20 protein-coding genes are annotated in these 22,376 nt (G+C 56.4%); 3 read left to right on the plus strand and 17 right to left on the minus strand.

The window, feature by feature from the left end; translation table 11 throughout:
* The first annotated feature begins 28 nt into the window (after nt 1–28).
* Nucleotides 29–883, plus strand: coding sequence for a bis(5'-nucleosyl)-tetraphosphatase (symmetrical) ApaH (gene apaH, locus AC6I8F_RS15950; RefSeq protein WP_278428419.1), 855 nt, complete (start codon nt 29–31; stop codon nt 881–883).
* A 190-nt stretch (nt 884–1,073) separates the two neighbouring features.
* On the opposite strand, the gene folA is transcribed toward apaH, so the two are convergent.
* The 10 genes from folA to ribF all read right to left on the minus strand — a co-directional run bounded on the left by folA (nt 1,074) and on the right by ribF (nt 14,817).
* Nucleotides 1,074–1,556, minus strand: coding sequence for a type 3 dihydrofolate reductase (folA, locus tag AC6I8F_RS15955; protein ID WP_031279709.1), 483 nt, complete (start codon nt 1,554–1,556; stop codon nt 1,074–1,076).
* 288 nt (nt 1,557–1,844) lie between these two features.
* Nucleotides 1,845–2,987, minus strand: coding sequence for a porin (locus AC6I8F_RS15960; RefSeq protein WP_058774843.1), 1,143 nt, complete (start codon nt 2,985–2,987; stop codon nt 1,845–1,847).
* Nucleotides 2,988–3,221: 234 nt separating this feature from the next.
* Nucleotides 3,222–6,446, minus strand: coding sequence for a carbamoyl-phosphate synthase large subunit (carB, locus tag AC6I8F_RS15965; protein WP_166711238.1), 3,225 nt, complete (start codon nt 6,444–6,446; stop codon nt 3,222–3,224).
* A 13-nt stretch (nt 6,447–6,459) separates the two neighbouring features.
* The gene (gene carA / locus AC6I8F_RS15970; protein ID WP_031279710.1) at nt 6,460–7,608 is read right to left on the minus strand and encodes a glutamine-hydrolyzing carbamoyl-phosphate synthase small subunit; all 1,149 of its coding nucleotides are present in this window, start codon (nt 7,606–7,608) and stop codon (nt 6,460–6,462) included.
* Between the two features lie 470 nt (nt 7,609–8,078).
* Entirely contained in the window at nt 8,079–8,894 is an 816-nt protein-coding gene (dapB, locus tag AC6I8F_RS15975) for a 4-hydroxy-tetrahydrodipicolinate reductase (RefSeq protein WP_498028220.1), read from the minus strand.
* Nucleotides 8,895–9,117: 223 nt separating this feature from the next.
* A complete protein-coding gene (gene ispH, locus AC6I8F_RS15980; RefSeq protein ID WP_021507596.1) occupies nt 9,118–10,071 on the minus strand; it encodes a 4-hydroxy-3-methylbut-2-enyl diphosphate reductase in 954 nt (317 codons plus the stop codon).
* Nucleotides 10,052–10,522: an FKBP-type peptidyl-prolyl cis-trans isomerase gene (gene fkpB, locus AC6I8F_RS15985; RefSeq protein ID WP_021507597.1), complete on the minus strand. Its 471-nt coding sequence runs from the start codon at nt 10,520–10,522 to the stop codon at nt 10,052–10,054. The genes ispH and fkpB overlap by 20 nt, the downstream gene beginning before the upstream one ends.
* A gap of 9 nt (nt 10,523–10,531) precedes the next feature.
* The gene (gene lspA, locus AC6I8F_RS15990) at nt 10,532–11,032 is read right to left on the minus strand and encodes a signal peptidase II (RefSeq protein ID WP_021507598.1); all 501 of its coding nucleotides are present in this window, start codon (nt 11,030–11,032) and stop codon (nt 10,532–10,534) included.
* Nucleotides 11,032–13,851: an isoleucine--tRNA ligase gene (gene ileS / locus AC6I8F_RS15995; RefSeq protein ID WP_031279711.1), complete on the minus strand. Its 2,820-nt coding sequence runs from the start codon at nt 13,849–13,851 to the stop codon at nt 11,032–11,034. Before ileS ends, lspA begins: the two co-directional genes overlap by 1 nt.
* Before the next feature lie 27 nt (nt 13,852–13,878).
* Nucleotides 13,879–14,817, minus strand: coding sequence for a bifunctional riboflavin kinase/FAD synthetase (gene ribF, locus AC6I8F_RS16000; RefSeq protein ID WP_058774845.1), 939 nt, complete (start codon nt 14,815–14,817; stop codon nt 13,879–13,881).
* Between the two features lie 319 nt (nt 14,818–15,136).
* On the opposite strand from ribF, the gene rpsT reads away from it, so the two are divergent.
* Entirely contained in the window at nt 15,137–15,400 is a 264-nt protein-coding gene (gene rpsT / locus AC6I8F_RS16005) for a 30S ribosomal protein S20 (RefSeq protein WP_013507813.1), read from the plus strand.
* 51 nt (nt 15,401–15,451) lie between these two features.
* On the opposite strand, the gene nhaR is transcribed toward rpsT, so the two are convergent.
* Entirely contained in the window at nt 15,452–16,354 is a 903-nt protein-coding gene (nhaR, locus tag AC6I8F_RS16010; protein WP_021507602.1) for a transcriptional activator NhaR, read from the minus strand.
* Nucleotides 16,355–16,383: 29 nt separating this feature from the next.
* Nucleotides 16,384–17,562: a Na+/H+ antiporter NhaA gene (nhaA, locus tag AC6I8F_RS16015; protein ID WP_498028221.1), complete on the minus strand. Its 1,179-nt coding sequence runs from the start codon at nt 17,560–17,562 to the stop codon at nt 16,384–16,386.
* A gap of 68 nt (nt 17,563–17,630) precedes the next feature.
* On the opposite strand from nhaA, the gene AC6I8F_RS16020 reads away from it, so the two are divergent.
* Nucleotides 17,631–17,786, plus strand: a complete 156-nt coding sequence (locus AC6I8F_RS16020) for a hypothetical protein (RefSeq protein WP_185749240.1) — start codon at nt 17,631–17,633, stop codon at nt 17,784–17,786.
* On the opposite strand, the gene AC6I8F_RS16025 is transcribed toward AC6I8F_RS16020, so the two are convergent.
* From AC6I8F_RS16025 to AC6I8F_RS16045, 5 genes are all read right to left on the minus strand, one after another.
* Nucleotides 17,777–17,920 (minus strand): hypothetical protein, encoded by a 144-nt coding sequence (locus AC6I8F_RS16025; RefSeq protein WP_021507604.1) that lies wholly within the window; start codon nt 17,918–17,920, stop codon nt 17,777–17,779. The two genes, AC6I8F_RS16020 and AC6I8F_RS16025, sit on opposite strands and share 10 nt — an antisense overlap.
* 251 nt (nt 17,921–18,171) lie before the next feature.
* Nucleotides 18,172–19,038 carry a helix-turn-helix domain-containing protein gene (locus AC6I8F_RS16030; RefSeq protein WP_058780419.1) on the minus strand — a complete coding sequence of 289 codons (867 nt, stop codon included), beginning with the start codon at nt 19,036–19,038 and terminating at the stop codon, nt 18,172–18,174.
* Nucleotides 19,039–19,437: 399 nt separating this feature from the next.
* Nucleotides 19,438–19,605 (minus strand): DUF2474 domain-containing protein, encoded by a 168-nt coding sequence (locus tag AC6I8F_RS16035; protein WP_064511421.1) that lies wholly within the window; start codon nt 19,603–19,605, stop codon nt 19,438–19,440.
* A 1-nt stretch (nt 19,606) separates the two neighbouring features.
* On the minus strand, nt 19,607–20,611 hold the full coding sequence (gene cydB / locus AC6I8F_RS16040) for a cytochrome d ubiquinol oxidase subunit II (protein WP_021507607.1): 1,005 nt from the start codon (nt 20,609–20,611) through the stop codon (nt 19,607–19,609).
* Nucleotides 20,612–22,036 (minus strand): cytochrome ubiquinol oxidase subunit I, encoded by a 1,425-nt coding sequence (locus tag AC6I8F_RS16045; RefSeq protein WP_021507608.1) that lies wholly within the window; start codon nt 22,034–22,036, stop codon nt 20,612–20,614. It abuts the gene before it with no gap.
* Between the last annotated feature and the right edge of the window lie 340 nt (nt 22,037–22,376).

Consider the following 22,376-nt stretch of genomic DNA (forward strand, 5'->3'; position numbering starts at 1 on the left):
GGCGGCGCGTTTTCATCGGACTGACTTAATGAGTACATACCTGATTGGCGATATTCATGGCTGTTATGACGAATTACGTGCGCTGCTGGCGCAGGTCAATTTCGATGCGCAGCAGGACGAGCTATGGCTGACCGGCGACCTGGTGGCGCGCGGTCCGGGTTCGCTTGAGGTACTGCGCTACGTCAAGTCGCTCGGAGACTGTGTGCGCATAGTGCTGGGCAACCATGACCTGCATTTGCTGGCAGTGTATGCCGGTATCAGCCGTAACAAGCCCAAGGATCGCCTGACGCCCCTGCTGGAAGCGGACGATGCCGACGAGCTGATTAACTGGCTGCGTCGCCAGCCGCTGCTGCAGGTGGATGAAGAGAAAAAGCTGCTGATGGCGCATGCTGGCATTACGCCGCAGTGGGATCTGGAGACGGCACAGCAGTGCGCGCGTGAAGTTGAGGCGGTCTTGTCCAGCGACAGCTATCCGCTGTTTCTCGATGCCATGTATGGCGACATGCCGAACAACTGGACACCGGAGCTGAGCGGACTGGCGCGCCTGCGTTTCAGCACCAATGCGCTGACACGCATGCGTTTCTGTTTCCCCAATGGTCAGCTCGATATGATTTGCAAAGAGGCGCCCGCCTCAGCGCCGCCGCCGCTGAAACCGTGGTTCCAGGTGCCCGGCAAAATCAGCAGCGATTATACGCAAATCTTTGGTCACTGGGCTTCGCTGGAAGGAAAAGGCACGCCAGAGCATGTGATCGGGCTCGACACCGGCTGCTGCTGGGGCGGAACGCTGACCCTGCTGCACTGGGAGAGCGGCCAGTATTACACCCAGGTCTCGAACCGTGACCAGGCCATGGCGGAAAGCGCGGTGAATGCGCCCTCCCCCTGAGCGATATGCAGTAAACAAAAAGCCCCGCGATGTTAGCGGGGCTTTTTTTTGGTCACCATAAATGGCGCCCCTACAACGACCATCTGTTCCGTGACAGCCATCCGCCTGATATTGCGCGGGTTTATCGCGTCAAAAACAGCGATTGATCCCTGCCTTTACAGGCTGCGCATTCATGCGCACCTGGCCACTCTCAACGGCGGCGATCCAGAATCTCAAAGCAGTAACTGTGCGAATTCTGCGCATCGGCATCGTGGAACTCACTGAACGTCGACTGCCACTCGTCCGGCTCGTAATCCGGGAACTGGGTGTCGCCTTCCACTTCCGCATCGATATGCGTCAGATAGAGACGATCGGCGCGCGCCAGCATCTGCGCATAAATCCGGCCACCACCAATCACCATGATCTCTTCTGCCTCACCCGCTGCGGCAATCGCTTCTTCCGGCGACGTCACCCAGGTCACGCCGTCATGGTTGCCGGGCTGGCTGCTGACCACAATATTCAGACGTCCCGGTAACGGGCGACCAATCGATTCAAAGGTCAGACGGCCCATAATCACCGGTTTGTTCAGCGTGTTGCGCTTGAACCACGCGAGGTCGGCAGGCAGGTGCCATGGCATGGCGTTTTCCATGCCAATAATACGATCTGCTGCCAGTGCCGCGATCAAACTAATCATGTTAAAAGACCTACAGGAAAAAAATTGGCGCAATGATACGTAAAGGTGAAACTTTCGTCGATAGGACGACCGTGCTATTTACGTAAAGCCCGCTTGGCTCGGCGTTTTGTCTGAGCGACAGAGTTTTACTCCGGCTTTGCGGCCGTTAGCGGAAAGAGCCGCCAGAATTCGCGGTGAAGGCGCTACAACTCAGGGTGATGCTCCACGCTGCCCGCGCGCTGTGTAAAGAAAAGCGCACTGTGTCCGCCCCAAAAAAAACGGCTCCCGCAGGAGCCGTTGATTTACGCATCAGAAATCGTAGCGCAGGCGCACCAGATTAACGTTGCCCAGTGATTTATCGGTACTGGAAGTGATCACGTACTCGTAGTCGACGCGGAAACCGTAGTCGAGCTGCGCGCTGACGCCCACGCCGTTATCGATACGCTTGTAGTTACGTCCGTTGACGAACTCCAGGCGATCGCCCATGAAGTACGGCTGGATGCTCTTCACAGCATACTGGCCGATCGGGAATTTATAACCGGCGAAGTATTCAACGCCCCACGCATCATCCGCGAAGTAGTTGTTAACGGTGTTGCGTTTGGTTGGCGAGAAGTTCTCATACCAGCCCGCACCGGCGGACAGCGTCCAGTTGTCCGGCGTCCAGCTCAGCGCGGTACCGTAGATATTCTGGTCGTAACGCTTGCTGTCGCCATTGCCCGGATTGCGGATATCCGCACGGGTGTAGTTCCACGCGGTGCCCCACGCCAGATCTTTGGTGATGTGATAGTTCACGCCCAGCGAACCGCCGCCCTTGCGCTTGTAGCGCAGGCCGTTGCCCGGCAGATAGTCGTCATCTTCAAACAGATAAGCGGCATAGACATCCGCATCGCCAAAGGTGTTTTTATACTTCAGCATCTTGCGCGAGCGGTAAGATCCGTCGTAGTCACCGTTGATGCCGTTGCCCGGTGCCTGGGCCAGCATATCGTAGTCCCAGATATCGGTTTTAGCGCCGACGACATCGTAATAAACGCTGTTCTGCTGGCCAAAATAGAGCTCGCCCAGCGATGCGCTTTTGAAACCGGTATACAGCTGGCGACGCGTGGTGTTGTGGGCACCGTCCGCATAGTGGTTATCCCAGCCCCACCAGGCCGGGAAGTTTACGCCCAGCTCGTAGTAACCCACCCAGCTGACATCGTCAAACAGGTAGTAGTTGGCGCTGAAGCGGAAACGTGAACCGCCGTCGTAGCCGTTACGCTTATACGATTTATCGTTAACCCCGTTCTGATGCAGATACTGCGGACGAATACTGCCGCCCACTTTGAAATCAAGACGGCTAAGCGGATCGCCGGCCTGCGGATCCTGCTTCAGCAGGGTGATTTCCGCCTGACTGGCGAGAGGTGCAGCAACAAGTAACGCAGCCACTGCGCTGAGAGTGAAAGCACGCATTTTCATTTTTATATCCCGTTAAGGTGAGCGCTCTATGATTGAGCAGCGGAATAGTACGGTGCGCTTAGCGGAGAGGTATTTATAATTTTGTGCGGATACGCCTGAATGTAACTGGTTTCGCATCAACTGATAAAAATTATGTCAAATCAATAGATTTGTAACGTATAACCTTATGCAGCACAGGCAAAACAGCAAAAAAAAACGGCCCGCGCGGGGCCGTTTAGTCACAGAGCAGGCGGTTTAGCTTTTGATCTGCGCGTGCATTTCCTGCACCGAAATCACTTTTTCGGTCGGATCCGCATTCAGCGCCATCGCGGTAGCAAAACCACCGTTCAGCGTGGTGTCGTAATGCACTTTGTACTGCAGTGCGCTGCGGCGAATCAGTTTCGAATCCTCAATCGCCTGACGTCCTGCGGTGGTGTTGACGATGTAAGTGTACTCACCGTTCTTCAGGCGATCCTGAATGTGCGGACGCCCTTCGTGCACCTTGTTCACCAGGCGCGGATTGATGCCGGCTTCACCCAGCACCACGGCGGTACCGTGCGTCGCATCCAGCTCGAAGCCAAACTTCTGCAGCTTCGCGGCCAGGTCAACAATACGTTTCTTGTCGCCTTCACGCACCGACAGCAGCGCACGCCCCTGCTTCTTCATATTGCTCTGCGCGCCCAGCATAGCTTTGCTGAATGCTTCCGCGAAGGTGCGGCCCACGCCCATCACCTCACCGGTCGAACGCATTTCCGGACCAAGAATCGGGTCCACGCCCGGGAATTTGTTGAACGGCAGCACCACTTCTTTTACCGAGTAGTACGGCGGAATCACCTCTTCGGTCACGCCCTGTTCAGCCAGGGTTTTGCCAGCCATCACGCGCGCAGCCACTTTCGCCAGCGGCACGCCGGTGGCTTTGGAGACAAACGGCACGGTACGCGCGGCACGTGGGTTCACCTCAATCAGGTAAACTTCGTTGTCCTTGACCGCAAACTGCACGTTCATCAGGCCACGTACGTTGAGTTCGAACGCCAGCTTTTCCACCTGCTGGCGCATCACGTTCTGAATCTCGCTGCTCAGGGTGTACGCCGGCAGCGAACAGGCCGAGTCACCGGAGTGCACGCCCGCCTGCTCGATATGTTCCATGATGCCGCCAATCAGCACGCGTTCGCCGTCGCAAATCGCATCGACGTCCACTTCCACCGCGTCATCGAGGAAGCGATCCAGCAGCACTGGCGCATCGTTGGACACGGACACCGCAGTCTGGAAGTAGCGCTTGAGATCCACTTCGTCATAGACGATTTCCATCGCCCGGCCGCCCAGCACATAAGAAGGACGCACCACCAGCGGATAGCCAATCCCTGCGGCTTTCTCTACCGCCTGTTCCAGCGTCGCCACCGTGGCGTTAGCCGGCTGTTTCAGCTTCAGGCGATCCACCGCCTGCTGGAAACGCTCACGATCTTCCGCGCGGTCAATGGCATCCGGGCTGGTACCAATCACCGGCACGCCAGCCGCTTCCAGCGCGCGCGCCAGCTTCAGCGGCGTCTGACCACCGTACTGCACGATAACGCCTTTTGGCTGCTCGATGCGCACGATCTCCAGCACGTCTTCCAGCGTTACCGGCTCGAAGTAGAGACGGTCTGAGGTGTCGTAATCGGTTGACACGGTTTCCGGGTTACAGTTGACCATAATGGTTTCGTAACCGTCTTCACGCAGCGCCAGCGCCGCATGCACGCAGCAGTAATCGAACTCAATACCCTGACCGATACGGTTTGGCCCGCCGCCCAGAATCATGATTTTGTCGCGATCCTGATTAGGATTGGCTTCGCACTCTTCTTCATAGGTGGAGTACATGTAGGCGGTATCCGTGGCGAACTCTGCCGCACAGGTATCCACGCGCTTGTAAACCGGATGCAGGTTGAACTGATGACGCAGCTTGCGGATTTCACTCTCCGCCACGCCCGCCAGCGTTGCCAGACGCACATCGGCAAAGCCTTTACGCTTCAGCGCACGCAGGAAATCTGCGCTCAGCGAGTTGACACCTTCGCGCGCCACCTGCTCTTCCAGGCGCACCAGCTCTTCAATCTGCACCAGGAACCAGCGGTCAACGTTGGTCAGGTTGAACACGCCGTCGACTGACATGCCGGCACGGAACGCATCAGCGATATACCAGATGCGGTCAGAACCGGCATCTTTCAGCTCGCGGCGGATACGGGTCAGGGCTTCGCCATCATCCAGATCCACTTTCGGGTCGAAACCGCTGGCGCCCACTTCCAGACCGCGCAGCGCTTTCTGCATCGATTCCTGGAACGTGCGGCCAATCGCCATCACTTCACCGACCGATTTCATCTGCGTGGTCAGACGGTCATTGGCACCGGCAAACTTCTCGAAGTTGAAGCGGGGAATTTTGGTGACGACGTAGTCGATGGACGGCTCGAACGAGGCCGGCGTACGGCCACCGGTGATGTCGTTCATCAGTTCATCGAGGGTAAAGCCCACCGCCAGCTTGGCCGCAACTTTGGCAATCGGGAAGCCGGTCGCTTTCGAGGCCAGCGCTGAGGAGCGCGACACGCGCGGGTTCATCTCAATGACGATCAGGCGGCCATCTTTCGGGTTCACCGAGAACTGGACGTTGGAACCGCCGGTTTCGACACCGATTTCACGCAGCACCGCCAGCGAGGCGTTACGCATGATTTGATACTCTTTATCGGTCAGCGTTTGGGCTGGCGCCACGGTGATGGAGTCACCGGTGTGAATCCCCATGGCGTCAAAGTTTTCGATCGAGCAGACGATGATGCAGTTGTCGTTTTTATCACGCACCACTTCCATCTCGTACTCTTTCCAGCCAATCAGCGACTCATCAATCAGCAGCTCATTGGTTGGCGACAGATCGAGGCCGCGCTCGCAAATCTCTTCAAACTCTTCGCGGTTGTAAGCGATACCGCCACCGGTGCCGCCCATGGTAAATGACGGACGAATGATGCACGGGAAACCGACCTCTTCCGCTACCGCCAGCGCTTCTTCCATGGTGTGCGCGATACCGGAACGTGCGGTATCCAGGCCGATGCTCTTCATCGCCACGTCGAAGCGGCGACGGTCTTCGGCTTTATCAATCGCATCGGCGGTGGCACCAATCATGGTCACGCCAAACTCGGCCAGCACGCCCTGACGCTCCAGCTCCAGTGCACAGTTCAGCGCGGTCTGGCCACCCATGGTCGGCAGCACCGCATCCGGGCGCTCTTTTTCAATGATTTTACGCACCACTTCCCAGTGGATAGGCTCGATGTAGGTCGCATCCGCCATTTCCGGGTCAGTCATGATGGTGGCCGGGTTAGAGTTCACCAGAATGACGCGGTAACCCTCTTCACGCAGCGCTTTACACGCCTGCGCACCTGAATAGTCGAATTCACATGCCTGGCCAATCACAATCGGGCCAGCGCCAAGGATCAGGATAGATTTTATGTCAGTACGTTTTGGCATCGTGGGCTCCTGATTACTTCGCGTTAGAACGGTAAGCTTCGATCAGTTCGATAAAGTGATCGAACAGCGGCGCCGCATCGTGCGGGCCTGGGCTGGCTTCCGGATGTCCCTGGAAGCTGAACGCCGGTTTGTCGGTGCGGTGAATGCCCTGTACGGTCTGGTCAAACAGGGAAACATGGGTCACGCGCAGGTTAGCCGGCAGGTTGGTTTCATCGACGGCAAAACCGTGGTTCTGCGCGGTGATCATCACGGTGTTGTTATCGAGGTCTTTCACCGGATGGTTGCCACCGTGATGGCCAAGCTTCATCTTCACGGTTTTCGCACCGCTGGCCAGCGCCAGCAGCTGATGGCCAAGGCAGATACCAAACACCGGAATGTCGGTTTTCAGGAAAGCCTGAATCGCGCTGATGGCGTAGTCGCACGGCTCCGGGTCGCCAGGGCCATTCGACAGGAAAATCCCGTCCGGATTCAGCGCCAGCACCTCATCAGCCGGCGTTTGCGCCGGGACAACCGTCAGGCGGCAGCCGCGATCCACCAGCATGCGCAGAATGTTGCGCTTGGCGCCGTAGTCATAAGCCACCACGTGGAACGGCAGCGCGTCAGCGCTTTGCTGCTCAGGCAGGCCGCCTTTCAGCGCCCAGCTCCCCTGCTGCCACGCGTAGGTTTCCGCCGTGGTCACTTCTTTCGCCAGGTCCATGCCTTTCAGGCCCGGGAACGCCTGGGCTTTCTGCAGCGCCAGCGCCGCATCCGGGCTGTCGCCGGCGATGATGCAGCCGTTCAGAGCCCCTTTCTCACGCAGCAGGCGCGTCAATTTGCGCGTATCGATATCGGCGATACCGACAATATTGTTGCGCTGCAGATAGGCTGACAGGCTCTCTTCGCTGCGGAAGTTGCTGGTAATCAGCGGCAGATCGCGGATGACGAGGCCCTGAGCATGGATTTGACTGGATTCTTCATCGGCGGCATTGGCACCAACGTTGCCGATATGAGGATAAGTGAGGGTGACGATCTGGCGGGAATAGGAAGGATCAGTGAGGATTTCTTGATAACCGGTCATTGACGTATTGAAAACGACCTCCCCCACTGCCGATCCCGTTGCCCCGATGGCCCGACCGTGGAATTGGGTTCCGTCTTCCAGAACCAAGAGCGCTGACTTAATCAAAACATCCTCCAGGGAATAAACAGTCACAATATCTGCATATTAATTCAAAATGATGCGCTGAATCAATGCAAAAACCGCCTGACCGCTCGATTTTTGGCAAATTGCGCGCATTCTAATGATCGACCTGGTAATTGTCTACCCTGAGTGGTTATTTTTTTGTATATTTCGGGCTACTGAATGTTAAAAGTGAAGCAAGGCGACAAAATAGTGAGAGATCTCCGATAAATAATCGGTTGCCTGACGCAATTAATGGCAAAACCCCGGCTGACTGCGTAAATTTTTGACCAAATGGTCAAAAAAAGCCATCCGACACGAAAAAACGCGCAGATAAATCATAAAAACAAGAATCACAAACAAAAATAACAGTAAGACTGCCATTTTACAGACAAAATAAAGGGCAATGAAAACATTGCCCCGCTCAATCAATATCTTACCGATTGAAATAACCACATCACGATGGTTCACAACACTCACAACATCGATAAATCCAGCACATCACGCATATCATAAAGGCCGGATTTTTTATCTTTCAACCATGCAGCGGCTTTAACGGCCCCATTGGCGAAGGTCATGCGGCTGGAAGCCTTGTGCGTAATCTCTACGCGCTCGCCGATATCCGCAAACATCGCGGTGTGCTCACCGACAATATCGCCCGCGCGCACGGTGGCAAAGCCGATGGTTTGCGCCTTGCGCTCGCCGGTATGGCCTTCGCGCGCGTAAACCGCGTGCTCATCCAGCTTCCAGTGCATGGCGTCGGCAATCGCCTCTCCCATCGCCAGCGCCGTACCTGATGGCGCATCCACTTTGTGGCGGTGATGTGCTTCCACAATCTCGATATCCGCATAGTCGCCCATCACTTTCGCCGCCTGCTGTAACAGGTTAAGCACCAGATTGACGCCGACGCTGAAGTTCGCGGCAAACACGATGCCAATCTCTTCAGCCGCTTCACGGATGGCTGCCTTACCGGCTTCATCAAAACCGGTGGTGCCAATCACCATCGCTTTTTGATGCTGACGGCAGAACGCCAGATATTCCAGCGTGCCTTCCGGACGGGTGAAATCGATCAGCACATCGAAATCATTCACCACCTGCCGCAGATCGTCGGTCACCCGTACGCCGGTTTTACCGATTCCCGCCAGTTCACCGACATCCGCCCCCAGCAGCGAGGAACCGCTGCGCGCCAGCGCCGCGCCTAACACCACGCCTTCCGCCTGCTGTGCGGCCTGAATCAGATTGCGTCCCATGCGACCCGGCGCACCAACAATAGCAATGCGGATTTCACTCATATTTATTCATTCCTGATACAAAACTATGCATGCAAAGCGTAAACAGGTTAACGGTCAGATAACAGTCACGCCACAATAATAACGGGATAATAAGAATTTTAGGCCAGCCACGATAGATTATCAGTAAAAGCAATCCCGCCCGCTGGAAGTCACGGCTGAGGTGATAAAGGATAAAGAAAAGGCCGAACATTGTCGGCCTGTTTCTGTCAGCAAATTGAAGTGCTTACTGCACGTTGCGTACGTCGACGCGCAGCTCTTTCGGCACTTCAAACACGATATTCTCTTCACGGCCAATCAGCTCGATCGCCGCTTCGCCGCCCAGCTCACGCAGGCGCTGAATCACCTGCTGCACCAGAATATCCGGAGCTGAAGCGCCGGCGGTAACGCCGATACACTGCACACCTTTGACCCACTCTTCCTGAATATCATCCGCAGAATCAATCAGCTTCGCCAGCTTGCCGGCACGCTGCGCCAGCTCCGCCAGACGATTCGAGTTGGAGGAGTTTTTCGAGCCGACCACCAGAACCACCTCCGCATCCTGCGCCAGCACGCGCACCGCTTCCTGGCGGTTGGTGGTGGCGTAGCAGATATCATCCTTACGCGGTCCGATGATTGCCGGGAAGCGCTGACGCAGCGCATCGATCACGTCCGAGGTATCATCCACCGACAGCGTGGTCTGCGTCATAAAGCACAGGTTGTTTTCATCTTTTACCTGCAGCTTAAACACATCCTCTGGCGACTCCACCAGATACATGCCGCCGTTCGGATTGCTGTACTGACCCATGGTGCCTTCCACTTCCGGATGGCCGGCGTGGCCGATGAGGATCGCTTCCACGCCTTTACGGCTGGCACGCGCCACTTCCATATGCACCTTGGTCACCAGCGGACAGGTGGCGTCAAACAGCATGGTGAGGCTGCGCGCTTTCGCTTCGGCCCGCACGGCCTGGGAAACGCCGTGTGCCGAGAAAATCAGGATGGCGTTGTCCGGTACTTCACTGATCTCTTCAATGAAGATCGCACCGCGCTCGCGCAGACTGCTGACCACATAGCGGTTATGCACCACTTCATGACGCACGTAGATTGGCGCGCCATACATCTCCAGCGCCCGCTCGACAATGCTGATGGCGCGGTCGACGCCTGCACAGAAACCGCGTGGGTTAGCTAACAGGATTTGCATCGCTGGCCTCCAGCACCGGATCGATCTCCAGCACTTCAATCTCGAATTTAATGCGCTGACCCGCCAGCGGATGGTTGAAATCGACGGTAATCGAGTCACCGGAAATTTCACGAATCACGCCCGGCATCTCGCTGCCGCCCATGCCGCTGAACAGCATGATGGCACCGACTTCCGGCTCGCCCGCGTCGATGAAATCACGGCGCGAGAAGTACTGGATCAGATCCGGGCTGGCAGCGCCAAAGGCGTCTTCCGGCTCGAGCGTAAAGGCGTGCTGATCGCCCACTTTACGTCCGACCAGCTCCTGCTCCAGCGCCGCCGACAGGCTGCCATCTCCCAGACGGAACAGCGCAGGCTTGCCGTTGGCGCGCGTGGATTCAGCCGTCGAGCCATCCTCCAGCTTCAGTGTAAAATGCACCAGCAGCGCGCTGTCGCGCTGAACGATGTCTGTCATCTGTTACCCTTATTTATTCGTGACCTGTTTGCCTTTCGGGCTGAGAAAGCCCTCCAGCACCACCAGCGCCGCACCGATGCAGATTCCGCAGTCGGCAATGTTAAAGGTGGCGAAGTGCCAGTCACCGACATAGAAGTCGATAAAGTCGACCACAAAGCCGTGCCAGGCACGATCAAACAGGTTACCCAGCGCCCCGCCGATAATCAGCGCGTAGGCAATGTTGGTTAATTTATTGCTGGCGCGATTGCGATACATCATCACCAGCAGCGACACCACAATGGCGATGGCGATACCGGCAAAGAACCAGCGCTGCCAGCCGCCTTTGTCTGCCAGGAAGCTGAACGCCGCGCCATAGTTGTGCGCGTAGAACAGGTTCAGGAACGGCATCAGCGGCTGGGTTTCATGCAGCATCATGTTATTCATGACCCACTGCTTGCTGGCAAAATCGACCACGATCACCACCAGCACCAGCCATACCCAGCGCAGTCCGGTTGAGCACAGTTTACTCATCAGGCAAATTTCCGCACTTCACCGTTTCCGGCTACGTTGGTGTAGCAACGTCCACACACCGCAGCATGCTCCGGATTCTGGCCGACGTCAGTAGTGTAATGCCAGCAGCGCGGGCATTTCTCGCCTTCTGCTTTATGCAGCGCGATTTTCAGACCTTTTAACAGCTCGCTCTGCTGCGCTTCGTCGCTGGCCGTTACGTAATCCGCCACGGTCGCGCCCGAGGTCAGCAGCACGAAACGCAGCTCATCGCCCAGCGCCTGCAGCTTCGCCGCCAGTTCCGGATCGGCGTACAGCGTGACGGTGGCTTCGAGTGCGCCGCCGATGCGTTTGTCGCTGCGCGCCTGCTCAATCACCTTGTTCACTTCACCGCGCACTTTCAGCAGTTCTGCCCAGTAAGCATCGTTCAGCGCTTCATCCTGCGCCAGACCAAACAGGCCCTGATACCACTCTTCGGTGAACACGTACTGTGGACGCTCGCCAGGCAGATAGCCCCAGATCTCATCCGCGGTGAACGACATGATCGGCGCCATCCAGCGCACCAGCGCTTCAGCGATATGCCACAGCGCGGTCTGACAGCTGCGACGCGCCAGGCTGTCGCCCTTCGCGGTGTACTGACGATCTTTGATCACGTCGAGGTAGAACGAGCCCATCTCGATGGAGCAGAAGTGCATCAGACGCTGCACCACTTCGTGGAAATCGTAGTTCTCGTACGACTGCACAATATCCTGCTGTGCCGCCAGCGCACGGCCGACAGCCCAGCGATCCACTACCACCATCTCTTCCGGACTGACGCAGTCGGTCGCCGGGTTGAAGCCTGCAAGGTTCGCCAGCAGGAAGCGCGCAGTGTTACGGATACGGCGATAGCTATCGGCGGCCCGTTTCAGGATTTCGTCGGATACTGCCATCTCACCGGAGTAGTCGGTTGAGGCCACCCACAGACGCAGAATATCTGCGCCCAGTTTGTCCATCACGTCCTGCGGTGCCACGGTGTTGCCGATGGATTTCGACATTTTGCGGCCCTGACCGTCGACGGTGAAGCCGTGAGTCAGTACCTGACGGTAAGGCGCTTTGCCTTTCATCGCCGTGGAGATCATCAGCGACGACATGAACCAGCCGCGATGCTGATCCGAGCCTTCCAGATACATATCCGGTGCGTGCCCGTCAAATTCCGGACGCGCATCTACCACCGAGAAGCTGGTCGATCCGGAGTCAAACCAGACGTCGAGGGTATCCGGCACTTTGACGTAGTGATCGGCGTCATCGCCCATCAGATCGCGCGGATCGAGATCCCACCACGCCTGAATACCGTCCTGCTCGACGCGCTGCGCCACTTTCTCCATCAGCTCCAGCGTATCCGGGTGCAGCTGCTCGCTCTCTTTATGGACGAACAGCGCCATCGGCACGCCCCAGGTGCGCTGACGCGAGATGCACCAGTCCGGACGGTTAGCGACCATCGCTTCGATACGCGCCTGACCCCAGTCCGGGATCCACTGCACACCTTTGATCTCTTTCAGCGACTGCGCACGCAGGCCTTTCTGATCCATGCTGATAAACCACTGCGGCGTAGCACGGAAGATGATTGGCGTTTTATGACGCCAGCAGTGCGGATAGCTGTGCAGCAGTTTTTCCACGTGCAGCAGCGCGCCTTTCTCCTGCAGCAGCGCAACGATCATGTCGTTGGCTTTAAATACGTTAACGCCATCCAGGGTTGGATAGGTGCCCGGCAGATACGCGCCGTCCGGCCCGACCGGGTTAGCGGTTTCGATGCCGTACTTCTGGCCGATCACATAGTCATCCGGACCGTGGCCTGGCGCGGTGTGCACCGCACCGGTACCGGCGTCCAGCGTGACGTGCTCGCCCAGCACCACTTTCGACTGGATCTGCTCAAGGAACGGATGCTGGAACAGCTGCAGCTCCAGCGCGGCGCCTTTGCACTCGCCCAGCACCTGCCACTCACTGATGCCTGCGCGTTTCAACACCGATTCCACCAGATCTTTCGCGAGGATCAGGCTGCGGCCGGCAATCTGCACCAGCTGGTAGTCGAATTCCGGATGCAGCGAGATGGCGCGGTTTGCCGGCATGGTCCACGGCGTGGTGGTCCAGATAACCAGTGAAACCGGGCCTTCTGACGTTGCAACGCCAAACTTCGCGCGTACCGCATCGGCATCCAGCGCGTTAAACATCACGTCGATAGAAGGTGAAGTTTTGTCGTAATACTCCACTTCCGCTTCCGCCAGCGCGGAACGGCAGTCCATGCACCAGTGCACCGGCTTGGCGCCTTTGTGCAGATGGCCATTACCAATGATTTTGCCCAGCGCGCGAATGATGTTGGCTTCGGTCTGGAAATTCATGGTCAGATAAGGACGATCCCAGTCGCCGAGCACGCCAAGGCGGATGAAGTCCTTCTTCTGGCCTTCAACCTGCTCCGCCGCGTAGTTGCGGCAGGCGGCGCGGAATTCAGCTGCGCTGACTTTCTCGCCTGGCTTGCCGATCATCTGCTCAACTTTGTGCTCAATCGGTAAGCCGTGGCAGTCCCAGCCGGGAACATACGGCGAGTCAAAGCCCGCCATGCCTTTCGACTTAACGATAATATCTTTCAGAATCTTGTTAACTGAGTGACCAATATGAATGCTGCCGTTCGCATACGGAGGGCCATCATGCAGGATAAAGGTTTTTTTCCCTTTTTTGGCTGCGCGGATGATGCCGTACAGGTTGTCATCATACCAACGTTGCAGCATTCCCGGTTCGCGTTTGGCCAGATCGCCACGCATCGGGAACCCCGTTTCCGGCAAATTCAGGGTAGATTTATAGTCACTCATCAGATTCTCGGTTCCGTATTTCGGTCATTAAACCGGTGTTTTTAGCCCAAAAAATTGGCGGGCCGTCACCACATCTTTCGCAATTTGTTCTTTCAGCGCGTCCAGCGAAGCGAAACGCTGTTCGTCGCGAATCTTCTGCTTCAGCACCACCTCAATGTGGCGCCCATAAAGATTCATATGTGTGTCGAGCAGGTGAACTTCAAGCTGCTGACGCAGACCTTTTACCGTCGGGCGCGTACCAATGTTTGCCACGCCGGGTATAGGCTGCTCGCCCAGCCCCAGCACTTCTACCGCAAAGACACCTTTTACCGGCGTCACGGTGCGACGAAGCGGGAGATTGGCGGTCGGGAAACCAATGGTGCGTCCCAGTGCATCACCGTGCACTACGCGGCCAGAAATACTGAACGGATGACCGAGCAGCTGCTGCGCCTGAGCAAAATCGTCCTGCGCCAGCGCCTGACGTACCGCCGTACTGCTGATACGTTTGCCGCCATCACAATAGGTCTGGGTGCTGATGACCTCAAAGCCATACTCCGCACCGGCTTTCTGTAATAACAGGAAATCCCCCTGGCGACCAGCGCCAAAGCGGAAATCATCCCCCACTGCGAGGAATTTCACATTGAGCTTGTCGACCAGCAGTTCGCTGATAAAGCTTTGTGCTGAGTGTGCTGCAAAACGGCGATCGAAGCGCACGCACACCACGGCATCAACGCCCGCCAGTGCGAGGTATTTGAGCTTTTCACGCAGACGCGTCAGGCGCGCCGGCGCTTTGTCGCCGGCAAACAGCTCCAGCGGCTGTGGCTCAAACAGCATCACCACCACCGGCAGGTTGCGTTTACGTCCTTCGGCAATTAACTCCGCCATCAGCGCCTGGTGGCCGCGATGCACGCCGTCAAAATTACCAATGGTCAGGACGCAGCCGCGATGCTGCTCTTTCAGATTGTAAATACCGCGGATAAACTTCATGGCTGACTCAAACCGGTGGAAATCGGCGGATTATACCCTTGAATAGCGTTCAGGTTAACCCGTCTGCGTGCCTTTCCTGCGCCTGATTCAGCGTCAGGCGCCCGCTGGCTGGCGGCTCCGGCCCCATCACAACAATTTTGTTGCGAAATACTGTATTCAGCGCGGTGTTGCTGGTAGAATCTTGCGCCATCAATTACGTAAGCGGGTGTCGTGGTTAAAACGACGCTTTATTGCACAAATCCATTGACAAAAGAAGGCGCAAAAGGCATAGTCCTCGGCCTTTGATTTGTCCATATAGAACACATTTGGGAGTTGGACCTTGGCTAATATCAAATCAGCTAAGAAACGCGCCGTAACATCTGAGAAACGTCGCAAGCATAACGCGAGCAATCGTTCTATGATGCGTACTTTCATCAAGAAAGTATACGCGGCTATCGCAACCGGCGACAAAGCTGCTGCGCAGAACGCATTCAACGAAATGCAACCAATCGTGGACCGTCAGGCTGCTAAAGGTCTGATCCACAAAAACAAAGCTGCACGTCATAAAGCAAACCTGACTGCTCAGATCAACAAACTGGCTTAATCGCCGTCTGTTTATCGCTTTGTTAAAAGAACCGGCGCTTCGCCGGTTTTTTTATGCCTGCGATCCGTGGCTGAATAGCGCGCTGAAGTCGCGATGGCAAATGCTCTGCACCGCCGGATGCTGAATCATGCGCCCGGCAAAAATAACGTGATACTCCTCCATCACCGTCTCCAGCCTGCCGATCTCGCGCACGCTATCGTCACGGTAGATATCGTCTCCGTACAGCGTCGGTGCGACAAAGATCGCATTGTTCTGCGCGCCAAACGCCTTCATCAGCGCCGCATCATCAAATTCACCGAGAATCTCAACCTGTAACCCCTGGCTGTGGATCCAGTTCAGCAGCTTGCGCCCCAGCATCGAACGCCGGCCGGGCAGCAGCAGGCGCCGCTGCTCCAGACAGGCGGGAAATGGCAGCTCAGGCAGTGGCGCATTACACCAGAAGCTAACCGGACATTCGCCGAGCTTGACCGAAAACAGCCCGGCCTGCTGGGTTGAATCAATCGGGCAGTCGGAGAGGATCATATCCAGCTTGTGCTGGCTGAGCTGCTCCAGCAGCATTTCATGCGTTGATTCAAAGCAGCGCAGCTGAATTTTCTCGCCGGCCATCACCACCGTTTCCAGCACCTTGCTCACCAGCTGTTTTGACAGCGCATCCGCCACGCCAACATCAAACAGCAGATGCGACTCCTTGCGGTAGTTAACGATATCGAGCATTTCCTGGCTGAGCATAAACATGCGATCGGCATAGCGGAACACCAGCTGCCCCAGCTCGGTGGGCACCAGGCCGCGCCCCTGACGGCGAAACAGCACGCCATTCAGCTGCTCTTCCAGCGCCTTGATCTGGCCGGTCACGGTTTGCGGCGTCAGGCACAAGACTTCAGCGGCGCGCACCACCGAACCGGTTTTGCACACCTGCCAGAAGTAATAGAGATGATTAAAATTGAGCTGATTCATACGATAAAGGAGGCTTGCGCCTCCCCTTATTAGCGCAGTTTGATGCGCAGCAGCGTGTAACCAATCACCGCCGACAGCAGCGAACCGCTAAGAATGCCCAGCTTCGAGAACGTCACCAGCTGTTCATGCGCGGCGTCAAACGCCAGCGAGCTGATGAAAATCGACATGGTAAAGCCGATGCCGCACAGCACGCCGATTGCCATGATATCGCGAATAGTGGTACTGCCTGGCAGCGCCGCCAGCCGCAGCTTCACCGCCAGCCAGCAGAACAGCGTGATCCCTAACGGTTTACCAATCAGCAGACCGAGGATAATGCCGAGCGGCTCCGGCGACAGCACATCGCCAAAGGTGATGCCGCTGAGTGAAATACCGGCATTGGCGAACGCGAACAGCGGCAGGATCAGCCAGTTCACCCACGGCATCAGGCCATGCGCCAGGTGCTCAGCCGGTGAGTGTCCCTCTTTCTCCTCCAGCGGCACAAAGAAGCCCACCACCACGCCCGCCAGCGTGGCATGCACGCCGGACTTCAGCACCGCGGTCCACAGCACCACGCCCACCAGCATATACACCGCGATGTTGCGTACGCCGCAGCGATTGAGGATTGCCAGCAGCACGATAGCACCGGCTGCTACGCTCAGCGACAGCACTGACAGATCGCTGGTATAGAACAGCGCAATAATCACGATGGCACCGAGGTCATCAATGATCGCCAGCGCCATCAGGAACACTCTCAGCGCCGCCGGTACGCGACTGCCAAGCAACGCCAGCACGCCGAGTGCAAAGGCGATGTCGGTGGCGGTCGGGATGGCCCAGCCGTTGCGGGCAATGTCGTTATCGTGGTTGAACAGAAGGAAGATGAGCGCCGGTGCGACCATCCCACCCAGCGCCGCAATCACCGGGAAGATGGCACGATCGCGGCTGGCCAGCTCACCGGTGATCAGCTCGCGCTTCACTTCGAGGCCAATCAGCAAAAAGAACAGCGCCATTAGCGCATCATTAATCCACAACAGCAGATTTTTGCTGATATCCAGCGCGCCGAAGCGAATTTGTACCGGCTCCGCCAGCAGGTTTTGATAGCCCTGCGCGGTGGCAGCATTATTGGCCAGCACCATCGCCGCCACGGCCGCCAGAATCAGCACCATGCCGTTACTGGCGTCACTTTCGATAAAGCTTTTCAGCAAGCTTCGAATACTACGGGGTTTGTTCACAACTCCTCCTGAGCAGAGACATTTGGTGGAGAAGTTTAGCGGCTGAGACACCTCGTTAAAAGCAGCTTATGTCTCGTTTATTACTCGGAATTTCCGAGCAAAGGCTTAAAACGGGAAATGAAGAGGTGCGCGGGCACGATAAATCGCGCCGCGACGGAATTGAGCGGCTGGCAGATTCTTTACTTAACCGGCGTGAAGGAAGCCAGGCGCGCCATCAGGCCTGATGGTTGGTGCAGGTCAGCAGCGTCACGTCATCGCTATGCTGCTGGGGCAGCGCATTGTCGCCGGCAATCTCGTGCTGGGCGCAATGCGGCTGATGCGGATGCAGGCCGCCTGGCGGTGAGAAAGGCTCAGCCATCTGGGCACTTGCCAGCGCGGAAAACGCCACAAGCGCTGTTGAAAGTAACAACGGTAGAAGTCGCATAATTTTTTGTCTTTTCACTATAACGGTCCGGAATGGACCAGGCATGCAGGTGATAATCCAGCCTGAGAGGTGGCAAACAGTGTTTTCCACGGTCAGTCAGGTTTCAGTGAAGGATTTTACGCCACTCAGGCGCAGGAATTTATAAAATCGTGCGGTTTATCACAGTTTACCGCACGATTTATGCATTATCCGACTTTGACCGGAATGTAAAAGGTGCCCTGCAGCAGATCCGGCGTGCTGTAGCGGAGATCGAGCTTAATCAGGTCCTTGCCCGGCCGCCGCGCCACGCCGAGCGCAGGCAGATGGTTGTAGTACACCTCTGCGGTGAACGCATTGATCTCTTCCGGCGCGCCGTGCCAGTCAATCTCCGCATACAGTCCGCTTTCACCGGTCCAGTTCTGTACATTGCCGGTCAGCACGTCGGCGTACTGGCTCTCCAGCGCCTGAAACAGGCTGATATGCTGCTGATCGCTGGAGTTAACCCCCGGGCTGAACTGAAAACCCAGCCAGCCACGCTGCACGTGCTGGCCGGCGAAGGCGATGAAATCACGCGTATGCTGCGCCACCACGTGATTGTGGTGGTCAATGTATTCGCCGAAGCGGCACTCCCACTCGATCACTTCTCCGCACAGCTTCAGCTCCGGCTTCTCTGCCAGGCGCGCACTCACCCACTGCCGCTGGGTTGAGATGCGGCTGTGGAAGTCTTTCATCTGCATCTCAGGAATGCGGCGATAAGCGCCTGGCGTCATGGCGAAGTGGCTTTTAAACACCCGGGTAAAGTTTTGCTGATTATCAAAGCCAAACCGCACGGCGATATCGATAAGCGGCATGCTGGTCAGGCGCAGCGCCATGGCAGAGAGCGTCAGACGACGTTTGCGCGTGTACGAGGCCAGCGTCTGGCCGGTCATCTCTTTAAACATGCGCTGCATGTGCCACTTGGAGTAACCGGATTTCAGGGTAATCAGATCGATGTTGAGCTCGTCGGTCAGATTGGCCTCGATCCAGTCCACCAGATCGTTGATGTACTGTTTTTTCAGATTCAGGCTGAGCATTTTTTTAATTGAATGGGTTGGGAAAGGCGGTGCTTTTGCGTAATCCGTCACATAAATATAACAAAATCGTATGGATAACGTAAGGAAGAGTAAAGACAGCGAGACACGAAAAGCATTAATTGCTTAGGTAACTAACCTTTTATCGTCTTAACGGCATCGCATCATTGAGCAGTGATTTGCCTGCGCATAGCGGTGCGCATTAATGCGCACCCTACGAAAATCGTGCCAGTACACTGTCGGGGCGCCATGAATGGCGATCAAATGCTGGCCAATCTGATGGGCCGACACATGATCGGTGCGCATCAATGCGCACCCTACGAACATCGTGCATCACCTTGCAGGGTCGCCATTAATGGCGACCGATAACACCGGGCAGGCGTGCCTGCCCTCTTCGACCACTTAGTGTGAACGCATGCCCGCTGCCGTCATCATCATACGAAACAGTGATGCCACCACGCCCAGTGCCAGCACGCTTGCGCCGTAGATGATTACTAACCACAGCACGCGCTTCCACCAGGGGGCTTTCGTTTCAGTGGGGTTGCTCATATTGCTGACCTCGGTTTGCATCTCAGTGGTATCCTTCGTCGGCTTTGATTTTTCCGCGGAACACGTAGTAACTCCAGAAGGTGTAACCCAGAATCACCGGAATAATCAGTAAGCTACCGACCAGCATAAAGGCCTGACTCTGCGGCGGTGACGCGGCGTCCCAGATGGTGATCGACGGCGGAATAATGTGCGGCCACACGCTAATACCGAGGCCGGAGAAGCCGAGAAACACCAGCGCCAGCGTCAGCAGGAACGGCGAGTAGTGCGCCTCACGCTTGATGGCGCGCACGATGCCCCACGAACACAGCAGCACCAGCACCGGCACCGGCAGGAACCAGAACAGGTTAGGACGGCTGAACCAGCGGTGTGCAATCGCATCGTGGGTGAACGGCGTCCACAGGCTGATGATGCCGACAATCAGCAGCAGCGCGATCACCAGCGGTGTCGCCAGCGCGGACATCTTACGGTGCAGCTCATGTTCGGTTTTCATGATCAGCCAGGTACAGCCCAGCAGCGCATATGCCACCACCAGACCGACGCCGCAGAACAGCGGGAACGGCGCCAGCCAGTCCAGCGCCGAGCCAGCAAACTCGCGCCCTTTCACCGGGAAGCCGTCGATAATCGCACCGACCGCAACGCCCTGGCTGAAGGTCGCCAGCAGCGAGCCGGCAATAAACGATTTATCCCAGAACGCGCGGTGCTCTTCGGTGGCCTTAAAGCGGAACTCAAACGCCACGCCACGGAAAATCAGGCCAATCAGCATCGCGGTGAGCGGAATGGCCAGCGCATCGGCAATCACCGAATAGGCCAGCGGGAACGCACCGTACAGACCGGCACCGCCCAGCACCAGCCAGGTTTCGTTACCATCCCAGACCGGCGCAACGGTATTCACCATCATGTCGCGCTCAACTGCATCTTTATTGAACGGGAACAGGATACCGATGCCAAGATCGAAGCCATCCATCACGATATACATCAGGGTGGCGAACACGATAATGGCGAACCAGATAATGGAGAAATCGATCATTTATTTACCCTCCTGCGGTTCGTTCAGACTCTCATGGGCCGCAGAAAGCGGACGCGCAGGTGTTTTATCCTGCCCCGGACCACCGTGGCGCACATCTTTACCCTCGCCGGTCAGCGGACCTTTCTTGATCAGGCGCATCATGTAAACGTAGCCGACACCAAACACCGACGAATAGACGAGGATGAAGGCCAGCAGGCTGATGCTCATATGCAAATCACCATGCGCCGACACCGCATCAATGGTGCGCTGCACGCCGTACACCACCCATGGCTGACGACCAATTTCCGTGGTAAACCAGCCGGCAAGAATCGCGATCAGGCCGGATGGGCCCATCAGCAGGGCGAACCACAGGAATGGCCGGGAGTTATACAGCCGCTTTTTGTAACGCAGCCACAGGCTCAGCACGCCGAGGGTGATCATCAGCAGGCCCATCGCCACCATGACGCGGAACGACCAGAAAATCACCAGTGAATTCGGGCGGTCCTCTTTCGGGAAGCTCTTCAGCGCCGGGACCTGTTTGTCCAGGCTGTGGGTCAAAATCAGGCTGCCAAGGTACGGCACTTCCAGCGCATATTTGGTGCGCTCTTCATCCATATCCGGAATACCGAACAGAATCAGCGGCGTCGCTTCCCCCGGCGGGTTTTCCCAGTGGCCTTCAATCGCCGCAATTTTTGCCGGCTGATGCTCAAGGGTATTCAGGCCGTGCGCATCGCCGATCATCGCCTGAATCGGCGCTACGATCAGTGCCATCCAAAGTGCCATGGAGAACATTTTGCGGATTGCCGGGTTATCGTTACCGCGCAGCAGATGCCACGCGCCAGACGCGCCAACAAAGAAGGCACTGGCGAGGAAGGCCGCCACCGACATATGGAACAGGCGGTACGGGAACGACGGGTTGAAGACAATCTTAAACCAGTCCTGCGGCACCACGATGCCATTCTCAATGATGTAGCCCTGCGGGGTATGCATCCAGCTGTTGGACGCGAGGATCCAGAAGGTTGAGATGATGGTGCCGAGCGCAACCATGCAGGTGGCAAAGAAGTGCAGGCCCGGCCCAACGCGGTTCCAGCCAAACAGCATCACGCCGAGGAAGCCGGCTTCAAGGAAGAAGGCGGTGAGTACTTCATACGTCAGCAGCGGACCGGTAATACTGCCGGCAAACTGCGAGAAGCCACTCCAGTTGGTACCAAACTGATACGCCATCACCAGTCCGGACACCACGCCCATACCGAAGTTAACGGCAAAGACTTTGGACCAGAAGTGGTAGAGATCGCGATAGGTCTCGTTACGGGTTTTCAGCCACATGCCTTCGAGCACCGCCAGGAAACTGGCGAGACCGATGGTGATGGCCGGGAAAATAATATGGAAGGAAACAGTAAAGGCGAACTGAATCCTGGCCAGGTGGAAGGCATCTAATCCAAACATTGCTTACCTCTTTGCCACAAGATTGCACCGAATTTTTACTTATAATTAACAAGTTTGACGCACAAGATTATTATTTCGTGACGTCGGAAGAGATTCACGCCAATTGTAAGGCAAGCGGCGAGAACAAAAAGAAACAGTAGGAATGGCTAAAACTATAACAGTATTTTTTGATTTCGATCATTGTTTTCACCAGAAACTACTTGTTTAAAATCACTAAGTTAAGGTTAAAGCCCGTGATTTATTGTGACAATCTTGTTATTAAGCAGAGCGAGAAGAAAAGGCGTTAATCTGGTAACTGGCTAATTTAGCTGTTAATTACTGCGCAAGACAAAACGGCAAC

This window comes from gamma proteobacterium symbiont of Axiagastus rosmarus, assembly GCF_059730925.1.